At 72.3% G+C, this 12,359-nt stretch carries 15 protein-coding genes; 8 read left to right on the top strand and 7 right to left on the bottom strand.

The window, feature by feature from the left end; all coding sequences use genetic code 11:
• Window positions 1–452: 452 nt before the first annotated feature.
• The 3 genes from AMY39116_RS0328510 to AMY39116_RS0328500 are packed head-to-tail and all read left to right on the top strand — an operon-like array spanning window position 453 to window position 4,032.
• Window positions 453–1,943 (top strand): FAD-dependent oxidoreductase, encoded by a 1,491-nt coding sequence (locus tag AMY39116_RS0328510; RefSeq protein WP_020421015.1) that lies wholly within the window; start codon window positions 453–455, stop codon window positions 1,941–1,943.
• Window positions 1,868–3,004 (top strand): glutamate--cysteine ligase, encoded by a 1,137-nt coding sequence (locus AMY39116_RS0328505; protein WP_020421014.1) that lies wholly within the window; start codon window positions 1,868–1,870, stop codon window positions 3,002–3,004. Before AMY39116_RS0328510 ends, AMY39116_RS0328505 begins: the two co-directional genes overlap by 76 nt.
• 41 nt (window positions 3,005–3,045) lie before the next feature.
• Window positions 3,046–4,032: an iron-containing redox enzyme family protein gene (locus tag AMY39116_RS0328500; RefSeq protein WP_051123615.1), complete on the top strand. Its 987-nt coding sequence runs from the start codon at window positions 3,046–3,048 to the stop codon at window positions 4,030–4,032.
• A gap of 40 nt (window positions 4,033–4,072) precedes the next feature.
• On the opposite strand, the gene AMY39116_RS0328495 is transcribed toward AMY39116_RS0328500, so the two are convergent.
• The 4 genes from AMY39116_RS0328495 to AMY39116_RS0328480 are packed head-to-tail and all read right to left on the bottom strand — an operon-like array spanning window position 4,073 to window position 6,143.
• The gene (locus AMY39116_RS0328495) at window positions 4,073–4,276 is read right to left on the bottom strand and encodes a CDGSH iron-sulfur domain-containing protein (RefSeq protein ID WP_020421012.1); all 204 of its coding nucleotides are present in this window, start codon (window positions 4,274–4,276) and stop codon (window positions 4,073–4,075) included.
• Window positions 4,254–4,910: a HemK2/MTQ2 family protein methyltransferase gene (locus tag AMY39116_RS0328490; RefSeq protein ID WP_027936296.1), complete on the bottom strand. Its 657-nt coding sequence runs from the start codon at window positions 4,908–4,910 to the stop codon at window positions 4,254–4,256. Before AMY39116_RS0328490 ends, AMY39116_RS0328495 begins: the two co-directional genes overlap by 23 nt.
• 28 nt (window positions 4,911–4,938) lie before the next feature.
• On the bottom strand, window positions 4,939–5,943 hold the full coding sequence (locus tag AMY39116_RS0328485; RefSeq protein ID WP_020421010.1) for a DNA topoisomerase IB: 1,005 nt from the start codon (window positions 5,941–5,943) through the stop codon (window positions 4,939–4,941).
• A gap of 5 nt (window positions 5,944–5,948) precedes the next feature.
• Entirely contained in the window at window positions 5,949–6,143 is a 195-nt protein-coding gene (locus AMY39116_RS0328480) for a DUF2795 domain-containing protein (RefSeq protein WP_027936295.1), read from the bottom strand.
• Between the two features lie 99 nt (window positions 6,144–6,242).
• Between AMY39116_RS0328480 and AMY39116_RS0328475 the strand changes: the two genes are divergently transcribed.
• From AMY39116_RS0328475 to AMY39116_RS0328465, 3 genes are read left to right on the top strand one after another with little or no spacing between them, the layout of a single operon-like run.
• Window positions 6,243–6,818 (top strand): TetR/AcrR family transcriptional regulator, encoded by a 576-nt coding sequence (locus AMY39116_RS0328475; RefSeq protein ID WP_020421008.1) that lies wholly within the window; start codon window positions 6,243–6,245, stop codon window positions 6,816–6,818.
• A gap of 28 nt (window positions 6,819–6,846) precedes the next feature.
• Window positions 6,847–7,599 (top strand): DUF427 domain-containing protein, encoded by a 753-nt coding sequence (locus AMY39116_RS0328470; protein WP_020421007.1) that lies wholly within the window; start codon window positions 6,847–6,849, stop codon window positions 7,597–7,599.
• 10 nt (window positions 7,600–7,609) lie between these two features.
• Entirely contained in the window at window positions 7,610–8,320 is a 711-nt protein-coding gene (locus AMY39116_RS0328465) for an MBL fold metallo-hydrolase (RefSeq protein WP_017983832.1), read from the top strand.
• A gap of 124 nt (window positions 8,321–8,444) precedes the next feature.
• Here AMY39116_RS0328465 and AMY39116_RS0328460 read toward each other — a convergent pair whose 3' ends face one another.
• From AMY39116_RS0328460 to AMY39116_RS0328450, 3 genes are read right to left on the bottom strand one after another with little or no spacing between them, the layout of a single operon-like run.
• Entirely contained in the window at window positions 8,445–9,551 is a 1,107-nt protein-coding gene (locus AMY39116_RS0328460) for a glycerate kinase (protein WP_020421006.1), read from the bottom strand.
• Window positions 9,548–10,033 (bottom strand): hypothetical protein, encoded by a 486-nt coding sequence (locus AMY39116_RS0328455; RefSeq protein ID WP_020421005.1) that lies wholly within the window; start codon window positions 10,031–10,033, stop codon window positions 9,548–9,550. Before AMY39116_RS0328455 ends, AMY39116_RS0328460 begins: the two co-directional genes overlap by 4 nt.
• Entirely contained in the window at window positions 10,030–10,800 is a 771-nt protein-coding gene (locus tag AMY39116_RS0328450) for a carboxylesterase (RefSeq protein ID WP_027936294.1), read from the bottom strand. The genes AMY39116_RS0328455 and AMY39116_RS0328450 overlap by 4 nt, the downstream gene beginning before the upstream one ends.
• Before the next feature lie 186 nt (window positions 10,801–10,986).
• On the opposite strand from AMY39116_RS0328450, the gene AMY39116_RS0328445 reads away from it, so the two are divergent.
• Both AMY39116_RS0328445 and AMY39116_RS0328440 read left to right on the top strand, forming a co-directional pair.
• Window positions 10,987–11,748, top strand: a complete 762-nt coding sequence (locus AMY39116_RS0328445) for a 1-acyl-sn-glycerol-3-phosphate acyltransferase (protein WP_020421003.1) — start codon at window positions 10,987–10,989, stop codon at window positions 11,746–11,748.
• Between the two features lie 20 nt (window positions 11,749–11,768).
• Complete coding sequence (locus AMY39116_RS0328440) at window positions 11,769–12,269, top strand: polyadenylate-specific 3'-exoribonuclease AS (RefSeq protein ID WP_020421002.1); 501 nt, start codon at window positions 11,769–11,771, stop codon at window positions 12,267–12,269.
• Window positions 12,270–12,359: the final 90 nt, after the last annotated feature.

The following is a 12,359-nucleotide window of genomic DNA, read 5'->3' as shown; positions in this document are numbered from 1 at the left end:
GCCGACCAGGGTTGTCAAGGCACGCTTTCCCGCCTTGACAACCCTGCTCGGCGACTGAAACGCAATCAGGCATCGGGGGCGGGGGTGGTCGGAAGGTGACCTTTCGAGCGCCGTGAGGCGCACCGCCCGCAGGGCGGACTCCCCGCCGCGCGAAGGCGCGGCTCTAAAGATCAAAAGAGTCCTCGCCGGACGGGCAGGCTCCGGGATGACCAGGGGACCGTTGTCGTCTCGCCTCGGGTGGGTGGTCGCCGGGTGGCCATCCCGTCGCCTTCCGGTTTGTGCATATCACCTTGAGCCAGGGCCGCAAGGTTGGCATGTCATCTCACGCGAGCGCGGATGTTGCGGCCCTGGCTCAAGGTGATCGCGCCGGTGTCAGGCGACGGGATGACCACCCAGCTACCTTGGGTTAGGGCACGGCGTTTCGCGCCGCTCTACCTGGGGCAATCTGGGCCGTGAGCATCGAGCTGCCTGAACCGCGTTCCCTGTGGGTGGACACCGCGCCGGCGCCGGACCGGGCCGGGCGGGATCTGCCCGCCGAGGCGGACGTCGTCGTCATCGGGGCCGGTATCGCGGGTCTCACCACCGCCTACGGGCTCGCTCGTGCCGGCAAGTCGGTGGTCGTCCTGGAGGCGGCCCAGGTCGCGTCGGGCGTGTCCGGTCACACCACCGCGAAGCTGTCCGCCCAGCACGCCCTCAAGTACGCCACCCTCACCTCCCGCAAGGGCAAGCCCGCCGCCACCAGGTACGGGCGCGCCCAGCTGGAGGCGATCGAGTGGGTGGCCCGCACGTCCTCCGAACTGGGCATCGACTGCGGCTTCCGCCGGCGGGACAGCTTCGTCTACTCCACCGACAGCTCCCAGCTCGGCAAGCTCCAGCAGGAGGCCGACGCAGCCGCCGAGGCCGGGCTGCCCGCGGACTTCGTCGAGCACGTCGACCTGCCGATCACCACCGTCGGCGCCGTCCGGTTCGTCGATCAGGCCCAGTTTCACCCGCGCCACTGGCTGCTCGGCCTCGCCGACCACATCGAGCGGCTCGGCGGGCGCATCGTCGAGCGGGTCCGGGCCCGCAAGCTCGACGAGCGGCCCTCGCCGGTCGTGCACACCGACCGCGGCGAGGTCAAGGCCCGCGACGTCGTCGTGGCCACCCACTACCCGATCTTCGACCGCGGCCTGTACTGGGCGCGCCTCGACATCACCCGCGACCTGGTCGTCGCAGGCGAAGGGGAGGCGCCGCCCGGCATGTACCTGGACGCGGTGACGCACCGGTCCATCCGCGGCCACACCGAGGGCGACCGCCACTACGTCATCGTCGGCGGCGAGCACTACCGCACGGGCGAGCCGGTCGACGTCGAGGCCCGCTACCGGCGTCTCGCCGAGGCCGCCACCACGTTCGGCGTCACCAAGGCCACCCACCGCTGGTCCGCGCACGACATGACCACCCTCGACAACGTGCCCTACATCGGCCGCTACCACCCGGCCACCCACCACGTGTGGGTGGCGACCGGCTTCGGCCAGTGGGGCATGACCGGCGGCACCTCCGCCGGCCTCGTCCTGACCGAGCTGATCACGGGCGGCGACCACCCCGCCGCGAACCTCTACGACCCGAACCGCTTCGACCTGAAGTCCTCGGTCACCCTCGCCGAGGACGGGGCCAAGGTCGGCAAGCAGTACGTGACCGGGTACACCCGCGCCCTCACCTCCACCGCAGGCGACCTCGCCCCGGGGACCGCCAAGGTGTCGCGCCGCGGCGCGGACGTCGTCGCCTCCTACCGCGGCGAGGACGGGCAGCTGCGGGAGGTCAGCGCCCGCTGCACCCACCTCGGCTGCGTCGTCGGGTTCAACAACGCCGAGAAGACCTGGGACTGCGCATGCCACGGATCGCGATTCGCCACGGACGGCTCGGTGATCCAGGGCCCGGCGACCCGCCCGCTGCCGCCGGCCTGACCGTCGGCGTCGAGGAGGAGTTCCTGCTCCTCGACCCCGCCACCGGCGCGACCCTGCCGCGGGCGGCCGCGATCCTGGCCGCGGACCCGCCGCTGCCGCCCGGCGCCAAACTGCACCGCGAGCTGCGCGCCACCCAGGTCGAGACCGCGACCGGCGTGTGCACTGGCGCGCGGGAGCTGCGCGAACAGCTCGTCCGGAGCCGCAAGGCCCTCACCGACGCGGCCCGCGTGCACGGAGCGGTCGTCGCCTCCTGCGGCACCCCTGTCCTGTCCGGTCCGTCCACATCGGACAACCAGGACGGCCGGTTCGGTGACATCGACCGGATCTACCGCGGCATGGTCGCCGACTACGAGGCGTGCGGCTGCCACGTCCACGTCGGCGTGCCGGACCCGGAGACCGCGGTCGCGGTGATGAACCACCTGCGCCCGTGGCTGCCGACGCTGCTGGCGCTGTCGGTGAACTCGCCGTTCGACCACGGCCGCGACACCGGCTACGGCAGCTGGCGCATGGTGCAGCAGTCCCGCTTCCCCGGCGCCGGAATCCCGCCGCACTTCCCCGACCACGCGGCCTACCGCGCCGAGGTGCGGCGGCTGGTGGACTGCGGCGCGCTCGTCGACGAGTCCATGTCGTTCTGGCTCGTGCGGCCGTCCACGGCGTTCCCGACGCTGGAGTTCCGCGTCGCCGACGCGGCGTCCACTGTGGACGAGGCGGTGCTGCAGGCCGTGCTGTCCCGCGCCCTGGTGCGGCGCGCGCTCGCCACGGAAACCCCGCCGCCGGAGATGTCCGAGCAGGTCGGCGCGGCCGCGTTGTGGGCGGCGGCCCGGGACGGCATCGACGGCGAGGGAGTGCACCCGTTGCGTGCCTGCCGGGTGCCGGCCTGGGAACTGGCCGAGGAGCTCGTCGAGTTCGTCGCGCCCGCCCTGGACGAGACCGGGGACCGGGACCTGGTGGCGATCGTCCTGGAACGCCTGCGCCACGAGGGCAGCGGCGCCCGTCGCCAGCGCAAGGCCGTCGCGGCGGGCCTGCCCGCCCTGCTCGCCACCCTCACCCACCAGGGTTGATAGCCGGCCGCCAGGGGTAACCGTGCGTCGTGACGACTGCCATGACGCTTTCGGCTGCCCTCCCGGCGGCCAGAGGACCGCTGTCGGAGGCCGTGATCGACGCACTCGGCCGCGACGAGCGCGGGGACTTCCCGGAGCTGCCGGAGACCGCCGACGCCGACCCGTTCGGCGAGGACCTGCAGCTCGCCCTGCACGTCTGCTACGAACTGCACTACCAGGGGTTCACCGGGGTCGACCCGGACTGGGAGTGGGACCCCGACCTGCTGCGCCTGCGTGCCGCCATGGAGCGGGTGTTCCTGGCCGCGCTGCGCGCGCACACGCCCGGCGGCGACGACGTCGAAGAGGCGCTCGCGCCGCTGCTCGTCGAGCCGGTCAACGGCGCCGGCCTGTCGCACTTCCTCGCCGCCGACGGCACCTGGGACCAGGTCCGCGAGTACTTCGTGCTGCGCTCGATCTACCACCACAAGGAGGCCGATCCGCACGCGTGGGTGATCCCGCGGCTGCGTGGCAAGCCGAAGGCGGCGCTGGTGGCCGTGGAGTTCGACGAGTACGGCGGCGGCCGCGCCGACCAGGTGCACGCCCAGCTCTACGCGGACCTGCTCGACGGCGCCGGGCTGAACTCGCAGTACCTGCACTACCTGGAGCACGCCCCGGCGTGCATGCTCGCGGTGGTCAACATGATGTCGTTGTTCGGCTTGCACCGGCGGTTCCGCGCCGCGCTGGCCGGGCACTTCGCCGCCGCCGAGATCACCACCGCGCCGAGCGCCCAGCGCATGGAGAAGGCGTTGCGGCGCCTGGACGCCGACGAGCGCTGCCGGTACTTCTACACCGAGCACATCGAGGCCGACGCGGTGCACGAGCAGGTCATGCGCCGGGACGTCCTCGGCGGACTGCTGGCGACCGAACCGGAACTGGCCGGCGACATCGTGTTCGGCATCCAGGCCACGGACCTGGTGGAGCAGCGCTTCGCCGACCACGTGCTGGGCGCGTGGCAGCAGGGCCGCAGCGCGCTCCGCAAGCCCCTGTAGACAGCGGAGGAGCGGCGGACCTGTGGCCCGCCGCTCCTCGTCAGTTCCGGACGCGCTTGCGGTGGCTGGTGTCGCAGAAGGGGTACCGCTTGCTGCGGCGGCACGCGCACAACGCCACCATGAACCGGTCGGAGCGGGCGACCGTGCCGTCGGGCATCTCCAGCTCGACGGGCCCCTCCACGAGCACCGGCCCGCCGTCGACGAGCGTCACCTTGCGGGGTTCAGCGTTCCGTCCGGTCGGCACGGATCACCACCAGTTCCTCGTGTCGCTGGCCGGGCGCGATGAGCCCGGCGCGTTCCAGGAAGTCGGCGCGGCCGCGCAGCACCGGGCCGAACGGCTCGATCGCCCGCGCCACCACCGAGGTCTTCAAGCCGTTGTCCCGCAGCATTTCCACCGTTTGGCGGATCCCGCAGAGCGACGAATGGACCACCAGCATCGTCCCTCCGGGGGTGAGCAGGTCGTGGGCCCGGTCGCACAGGCAGTCCAGGTGCTTGCGCCCGTCCGCGCCCGCGTCCCAGGCCAGCGCGGCGCCGTCCGGGTCCTCGTCGGACTCGCACGGCACGTAGGGCGGGTTGGCCAGCACGACGTCGAACGGCGCGCCCTCGATGGTCTGCGAGAGGTCGCCGTGCCGGACCTCCACGGGCAGGCGGCGCACCCGCGTGTTGAACCGCGCGCTCAGCACGGCGGGCAGGTACCGGTCCACGGCGGTCACGCTCGCCGCTCCATTGCGGACCGCGGCGATCGCCAGCGCGCCGGTGCCGGTGCACACCTCGAGAACCCGTGCGCCGGCCGGCAGGCGCGCTTCCCGCATCGCGCGCATCAGCAGCCAGGTGTCCGCCTGCGGCCGGTACACCCCGGGAAGTCTCAGCAGTTTCACCTGTTGCAGGTACCACCGGCGGGAGAAGTCAAACTCCGCCCAGCAGACGGATGACGGCCCGCTCCAGCACCTCGCGGTCCTCGTCGCCGCGGACCCCGCCGATCCGGCGCACGGCGGAGGCGATGGTCTTGCCGTTCGCGTGCGCCTCCACGATGCGTGGATCTACATAGGACTTGCGGCAGACCGCCGGTGTGTTGCCCAGTTCCTCGGAAACCTGGCGCATCACCGCGGCCTGCGTGCGTTTCAGCCCGCGCTGGGACTTCACCTCGTCGGCGACGGCGAACGCGGTGGCGGCGAGGACGGTCGCGTTCCACGTCCGCAGGTCCTTGACGGTGAACTCGTCACCGACCATCTCCTTGAAGTGCTCGTTGATCTCGTCGGCGTGGACCTCGTGCCACCCGTTGGGCGTGCGGTAGACGAACAAGCGGTCGCTGCCGGTGCGCGACCTGCGCAACGCCTTCACCACGGCGGCCAGGTCGGGGTCGGTCAGCGTGATGTCGCGTTCGATCCCGCCCTTGGCCGGGTAGCAGAAGTTCAGTTCGTCCCGCTTCACGGTGACGTGCTCACGCAGCAGCGTCGCGGCCCCGTAGGTGCCGTTGTTCTCGGCGTACTCCTCGCTGCCGACCCGGAACACGCCGCGGTCGATCATCCGCAGCGCGGCGGCCAGCACGCGCTCGCAACCCAGGCCCGGCCTGGCCAGGTCCTCGGCGATGCGCAGACGCCACTTCGGCAGCCGTTTCGCCAGTTCGACGACGCGTTCGTGCTTCTCCTCGTCCCGCGCCTGGCGCCAGCGGTCGTGGTAGCGGTACTGGCGGCGGCCGGCGTCGTCGGTGCCGACCGCCTGGATGTGGCCGTTCGGGTGGGGGCAGATCCACACGTCGCGCCACGCGGGCGGCACGGCGAGGCTCTTGATCCGCTGCAGGGTTTCCTCATCGCGGAGCGGCTCCCCCTCGGGGGTGAAATACCGGAAGCCGCGGCCGCTGCGCTGCCGCCGGATCCCGGGTTCGGAGAGCTTGCTCTTGCGCAGGCGCATCGGCGTCAGGTGATCCGGGTGCAGGCGCTGGTGACGGCGTCGAGGTCCGGGTAGGTGGAGTCCGGGATCGCGCCCAGGTGCCCGAGTGTGCTGTCGTCCGCGCCGTGCGCGGTCGCCTGCCGGATCAGCTCGGCCCGGTCGCACGGGAAGTCCACTTCGGACAGAAGGGTGCGGAGGCGGTCGGGGTCGGGCGTGGTCATGGTCGCCGGATACCCCCGGTCCACCCCGGCAAACGGCCGATCAGACCGGTCTGTCCGACGGTACCGAACACGGTTCTGCCGGGTTATCATCGGCGCGCCATGACCACCACCCTGCCAGCCGGTGCCCGTGAGCGGATCCTGGAGACCGCTTACCAGCTCTTCTCGCGCCGCGGCATCCGCGCGGTGGGGGTGGACGAGGTGATCGCGCGGTCGCAGGTCGCCAAGGCGACGCTGTACCGGCACTTCCCGTCCAAGGACGACCTCGTGCTGGCCTTCCTCGACCGGCGTGAGCAGCGGTGGACCGTGGGGCTCATCGAACGGCAGGCCCGCGCCCGCGGCGAGACGCCGGAGGACCGGCTGCTGGCGATCTTCGACGTGCTCGACGACTGGTTCCGCTCGCCAGCCGACTTCGACGCCTGCGCGTTCGTCAACGTTCTGCTCGAAATGGGCGCCGACCACCCGCTCGGCCAGGCCTGCATCCGGCACCTGGACACCATCCGCGGCATCGTGGCCGGCCTGGCTCGGGAGGCCGGCCTGGCCGAGCCGGAGGACCTCGCCCGCTCCTGGCACCTGCTCATGAAGGGCGCGATCGTCTCCGCCGCCGAAGGGGACGCCGACGCCGCCGTGCGGGCCCGGGAAATGGCGCGTGACCTGCTGGCCCGGCACCGGAAATAAGCCCGCGCCCGTCGTGGTTGCGACCGGTATGACAACCGATGGTCGTGGCCGGGTCCGGACCGAGCCGGGCACCAAGCGGGTACGGGCGGTCTTCGGCGGCCAGGTCGTCGCCGACACGCTGCGCCCGCTCATGGTGTGGGAAGTCCCGTACTACCCGGTCTACTACGTCCCGCGTGAGGACGTGCGCACCGAGTACCTGGTCGCCACGGGGGAGACGGCGCATTCGCCGAGCCGTGGCGACGCCGACGTGTTCACCGTCCGGGTGGGCGACCGCGAGGTGGCGGGCGCGGCGCTGGAGTACCAGGACTCGCCGCTGGACGCGCTCAAGGGGCACGTGCGGCTCGACTTCGCCGCGATGGACGCGTGGTTCGAGGAGGACGAGGAGATCTTCGTGCACCCCCGCGACCCGCGGACGCGCGTCGACATCCTCGCCAGCTCGCGGCACGTCCGCATCGAGATCGACGGCGTGACGGTGGCCGAGTCCCGCAGCCCGCGGCTGTTGTTCGAGACCGGCCTGCCGACGCGGTACTACCTGCCCAAGACCGACGTCCGGCTCGACCTGCTGGAGCCCAGCGACACGATCACCCGGTGCCCGTACAAGGGCGAGGCCTCGTACTACTCCGTCCGCGTCGGCGACCGGCTGCACGAGGACGTGGTCTGGTACTACCGGTCGCCGCTGCCGGAGAGCCAGAAGGTGCAGGGGCTGGTCGCCTTCTACGACGAGAAGGTCGACGTGTACCTGGACGGGGTGAAGCAGGAGCGGCCGAAGACGAAGTTCTAGTCTTCGGGGCATGTCCGACCGCTTGTACTTCCGCCAGCTGCTGTCCGGCCGCGACTTCGCGGTGGGCGACCCGGTGGCCACCCAGATGGTCAACTTCGCCTACCTGATCGGCGACCGGGAGACCAGGGAGGCGGTGGTCGTCGACCCGGCGTACGCGGTGGGGGACCTGCTCGACGTGCTGGCCGCCGACGACATGCGGCTGACCGGGGTGCTGGCCACGCACCACCACCCCGACCACGTCGGCGGCAGCATGATGGGCTTCACGCTGGCCGGGCTGCCCGAGCTGCTGGCCCGGGAGAGCGTGCCGGTGCACGTCAACCGCAACGAGACGGAGTGGGTCCAGCGGGTCACCGGCGTGTCGGCGACGGACCTGACGGGACACGACCACGACGACGTCGTGGAGGTCGGCGCGGTGTCGATCAGGCTGCTGCACACGCCCGGCCACACCCCGGGCAGCCAGTGCTTCCTGGTCGACGGCCGTCTCGTCGCCGGGGACACCCTGTTCCTGGAGGGCTGCGGCCGGACGGACTTCCCCGGCGGCGACGCCGAGGCGATGTACCACAGCCTCCGGTGGCTGGCGGACCTGCCGGGCGACCCGGTGGTCTACCCCGGGCACCAGTACTCGGCCGCGCCGTCGGCTTCGCTGTCGTCGGTGAAGGAGAACAACTTCGTCTACCGCCCCCGCAACCTCGACGAGTGGCGCACCATGTTCGGTGGCTAGGAGAGCCGGGGCGGCCTGCTCGGCGATGTGTTCGAGGAGGCGAGGGGCTTGGTCCGGGTCCGGGCCGTGGTCGGTGCCTGGCAACGCAGGCCCGCGGCTGGCCGGCCTCACCGATGCCCGACAGCTAGAGGCACTCCCGCGCCACGCGCTCGGCGAGTCGCTCCAGCAGGGGCGCCGGTTCGGCCAGGCAGCGCTGCACGTCCGGCTCGATGTCCGTCAGCCCGTACGCCGCGGTGAAGCCCGCCGACCGGAGGGCCTCCGGCGACAGCGTGTTCCGCCCGGCCAGCGCCACCACCGGGATCCCGCGCTCGGCGGCCGCCGCGGCGATGCCAGCCGGGCCCTTGCCCCGCAGGGTCTGCTCGTCCAGGGAGCCCTCGCCGGTGATCAGCAGGTCCGCGCCCGGCAGCTTCTCGGTCAGCCCGGTCAGCTCCAGCACCACGTCGATGCCCGGCCGGAACGACGCCCCGAGCATCGCCAGCGCGTAACCCGTCCCACCGGCCGCGCCCGCGCCCGGCACGTTCGCCACGTCGACCCCGGACCCCCGCACGACCTCCTCCAGCCGCCGCAACGCTGACTCCAGCAGCTCGACGTCCTCTGGCGAAGCGCCCTTCTGCGGCCCGTACACCGCCGCCGCGCCGTGCGGGCCCAGCAGCGGGTTGTCGACGTCGCTCGCCACCAGCAGCTCGACCTCGCGCAGCCGCGGGTCCAGCCCGTCCAGGTCCACCCGCGCCAGGCGCTGCAACGCGGCCCCGCCGGGCGGCAGCTCCGCACCGTCGGCGTCCAGCAGCCGCGCGCCGAGCGCCCGCAGCAGCCCCGTCCCGCCGTCGGTGCTCGAACTTCCGCCGAGGCCGAGCACGAGCCGGGACGCACCGGCGTCCAACGCGGCGCGCATCAGCTCGCCGACCCCGAGCGTCGTCGCGGTGAGCGGCGCCAGCTCGTCCAGCAACGCCAGCCCGGACACCGCCGCCAGCTCGATCACCGCCGTGCCCTCCCGGCGCGCGTAGCCCGTGTCGACCGGCTCGCCGACCGGTCCGCTCGCCCGCGCCGGCACGAACTCGAAGCCCGCGGCCACCGCGGCGGCCACCGTGCCGTCGCCGCCGTCGGCGATCGGGCACTCCAGCACCTCGACCTCGGCCCGCCCGCGCCGCAGCCCGGCCGCGATCGCGGCGGCCACCGCGTCGGCGGGCAGCGTGCCCTTGAACTTGTCCGGCGCGACGACGACCCGCGTCACACCTGCGCCCCGTCGCCGTCCGGCGGGCCCTGCTTCACGCGCAGCAGCAACAACGCGATCGCGGTGGCCAGCGCCAGGATCCCAAGCGGGGTCGCGACGGTGGTGCTAACGCCGATCACGCCGGGCACGATCAGCAACAGCAGCCCGACGACGAAGAACAGCAGCACGACGAACGCGCCCTTGCCCGGCCGCGGCAGTGGCGGCGGCTCCGGCGGCACGTAGTGCTCGTCGTCCCCGGAACCGGCCGGGTCGTCGCCCAGCACGGTGTCCTCCCACGGGGTGCCGCCACCGCGCCAGCTCGCCTCGGCGGCCGGTTTCTCCGGTTCGGCAGGCTTCTCCGGCTCAGCCGGTTCGGGCCGCGCGGGCGCCCGTTCGGCCTCGACGTCGTCGTTGATCAGGCCGACCCCCTCGGCCCGCAGGTCCGCGACGATCGCCGCGAACGTGGCGTCGACGTCCTCGGGGTCGGGTACGCGTGAGTTCATCGGGCCCCCACCTGCCCCGGGTCACGGACCGCTTCCACGAACTCGACACTACGCCGGAAGATGAGCGGCGCGTCGTGGTCCAGGGTCGCGACGTGGAAACTCTTCTCCAGCACCACTTCCGTCACGTCCCGGCTGCGCACGTTGTCCAGCACGATGCGCGCGTTCTCGGGTTCCACGACGTGGTCAACGAGCGAGTGCAGCAGGAGCAGCGGTTGCGTCACCAGCGGCAGGTCGGCCCGCACGAGCTTCCACAGCCGCGCCAGGCTCGCCGCCGCCCGCACCGGCACCCGGTCGTAGGCCAGTTCGGTGACGCCCGGCTTGGCGATGTCGTTGGCGACGCCCCGCGACCACGGCACCACCCGGGACAGCACGGGCAGCAGCTTGGTGTCCCAGCTCAGCCGCGTGACGGAGGGGTTGACCAGCACCAGCCCGGCGACCGCGCCCCCGTGCCGCTGCGCCAGCCGCAGCGCGAGCGTGCCGCCCATCGACTGGCCGAACACGAACACCGACTGGCAGCGTTCCCGCAGGTCCAGGAACTCGCGCTCGACCGCGCCGTACCACTCGGGCCAGCCGGTCTTGTTCATCTCCTGCCACGTCGTGCCGTGTCCCGGCAGGCGGGGCAGCCGCACGGTGAAGTCCCGCGCGGCGAGGTGCTCGGCCCAGCCCCGCAGGCTCTGCGGGGTGCCGGTGAAACCGTGGCACAGCAGCACCCCGACCTCGGCCGAACCGGTGTGCGCGAACGGTTCCGCACCGGCGAGCACAGGCATGGCATCCGCCCTTCTCCTCCAACGCGGCCCCATCGTCGCATGCCCCGGGCCGCTCCGGGAGCGCCCGCCGGACGACGTCCCCCGGCTGTGACCTCCCGCCCACTGCGGGTGCGGCCGTTGTGCGGTTGGACGGCGTTTCCTACTCTGGTTCCGGCAGGCTGTTCGGGCAGGTTGGAGGGCGTCCCGGTGCTTTACCGGTTGCTGAAGTACGTGCTGCTCGGGCCGTTGCTCCGGCTCCTGTGGCCCACGAAGGTGACCGGGGTGGAGAACGTCCCGGAGACCGGTGGCGCCATCCTCGCGAGCAACCACCTCGCGGTCGCCGACTCGTTCTTCATGCCGCTGCGCGTCAAGCGCCGCGTCACCTTCCCGGCGAAGCAGGAGTACTTCACCGAGAAGGGCGTCAAGGGCACCCTCAAGAAGTGGTTCTTCACCGGCGCGGGCCAGATCCCGATCGACCGCTCCGGCGGTTCGGCCGCGCAGGCCGCGCTGGACACCGCGATCCGGCTGCTGCGCGAGGGCAACCTGCTCGGCATCTACCCGGAGGGCACCCGCTCCCCGGACGGCCGCCTGTACAAGGGCAAGACGGGTGTCGCCCGCGTCGCGCTGGAGGCCGGTGTCCCGGTCGTCCCGGTCGCCATGATCGGCACCGACAAGGTCAACCCGATCGGCTCGAAGATGTGGATCCCGCGGCGGCTGGAGATCCGGTTCGGCAAGCCACTGGACTTCTCGCGGTACGCGGGCCTGTCCGGCGACCGGTTCGTCGAGCGCTCGATCACCGACGAGATCATGTACGCCCTGATGGAGCTCTCCGGCCAGGAGTACGTGGACATCTACGCGGCGAAGGCCAAGGAGCTGATGGCCGCGGAGGCCGCCGGGGTGCGCGCGGTGGTGCCTGCGCAGAGTGGCCTGCCCGACGCCGACCGGGTACCGGAGACCAAGGCCGGTTGATCCCTGACTAAGGTGCCACGGTGCGTTTCTTCTACGACACCGAATTCATCGAGGACGGCGTGACGATCGACCTGGTGTCGATCGGTGTCGTGGATGAACGGGGACGCGAGTTCTACGCGGTCTCCACCGACTTCGACCCCGCCAAGGCCGGCCCGTGGGTGCGCGAGAACGTCCTGCCGAAGCTGCCCTCGCCTGCCGACAAGGCGTGGCGGAGCCGGGCCCAGATCCGGGCCGACCTGCTGGAGTTCTTCGGCCGCCCGCCGGGTGGGATCGAGCTGTGGGCCTGGTACGCGGCCTACGATCATGTCGCGCTGGCCCAGCTGTGGGGCACGATGCCCGAGTTGCCGCGCCAGCTGCCCCGGTTCACGCGCGACCTGCGGCAGCGGTGGGAGGACGTGGGCAAGCCCAAGCTGCCCCTGCCGCCGCAAAACGCGCACGACGCCCTCGCCGACGCACGCTTCAACCTGGAGCGGTGGCGCATCATCGACGAAGTGCGGCGACGCAAGGGCTACCCCGCCTGACGGCCACGCCGCAGTCGCGCCCGGCGATGCGGGGCGGCCGCCCTCGGATCCAGGCCGTAGCCGCGCCCGGCGATGCGGGGCGGCCGCCCT

It is taken from the genome of Amycolatopsis sp. ATCC 39116, assembly GCF_000231075.2.
GTDB lineage: Bacteria > Actinomycetota > Actinomycetes > Mycobacteriales > Pseudonocardiaceae > Amycolatopsis_E > Amycolatopsis_E tucumanensis.
The sequence above is the reverse complement of the archived record's forward strand: the minus strand, read 5'-3'. Positions and strand labels throughout refer to the sequence as shown.

What these genes read in the sequence shown, in the direction of transcription:
- AMY39116_RS0328505 (WP_020421014.1), top strand. Translation starts at nt 1,868, where the DNA reads ATGCCACGGATCGCGATTCGCCACGGACGGCTCGGTGATCCAGGGCCC.
- AMY39116_RS0328500 (WP_051123615.1), top strand. Translation starts at nt 3,046, where the DNA reads ATGACGCTTTCGGCTGCCCTCCCGGCGGCCAGAGGACCGCTGTCGGAG.
- AMY39116_RS0328485 (WP_020421010.1), bottom strand. Translation starts at nt 5,943, where the DNA reads ATGCGCCTGCGCAAGAGCAAGCTCTCCGAACCCGGGATCCGGCGGCAG.
- AMY39116_RS0328480 (WP_027936295.1), bottom strand. Translation starts at nt 6,143, where the DNA reads ATGACCACGCCCGACCCCGACCGCCTCCGCACCCTTCTGTCCGAAGTG.
- AMY39116_RS0328475 (WP_020421008.1), top strand. Translation starts at nt 6,243, where the DNA reads ATGACCACCACCCTGCCAGCCGGTGCCCGTGAGCGGATCCTGGAGACC.
- AMY39116_RS0328470 (WP_020421007.1), top strand. Translation starts at nt 6,847, where the DNA reads ATGACAACCGATGGTCGTGGCCGGGTCCGGACCGAGCCGGGCACCAAG.
- AMY39116_RS0328465 (WP_017983832.1), top strand. Translation starts at nt 7,610, where the DNA reads ATGTCCGACCGCTTGTACTTCCGCCAGCTGCTGTCCGGCCGCGACTTC.
- AMY39116_RS0328455 (WP_020421005.1), bottom strand. Translation starts at nt 10,033, where the DNA reads ATGAACTCACGCGTACCCGACCCCGAGGACGTCGACGCCACGTTCGCG.
- AMY39116_RS0328450 (WP_027936294.1), bottom strand. Translation starts at nt 10,800, where the DNA reads ATGCCTGTGCTCGCCGGTGCGGAACCGTTCGCGCACACCGGTTCGGCC.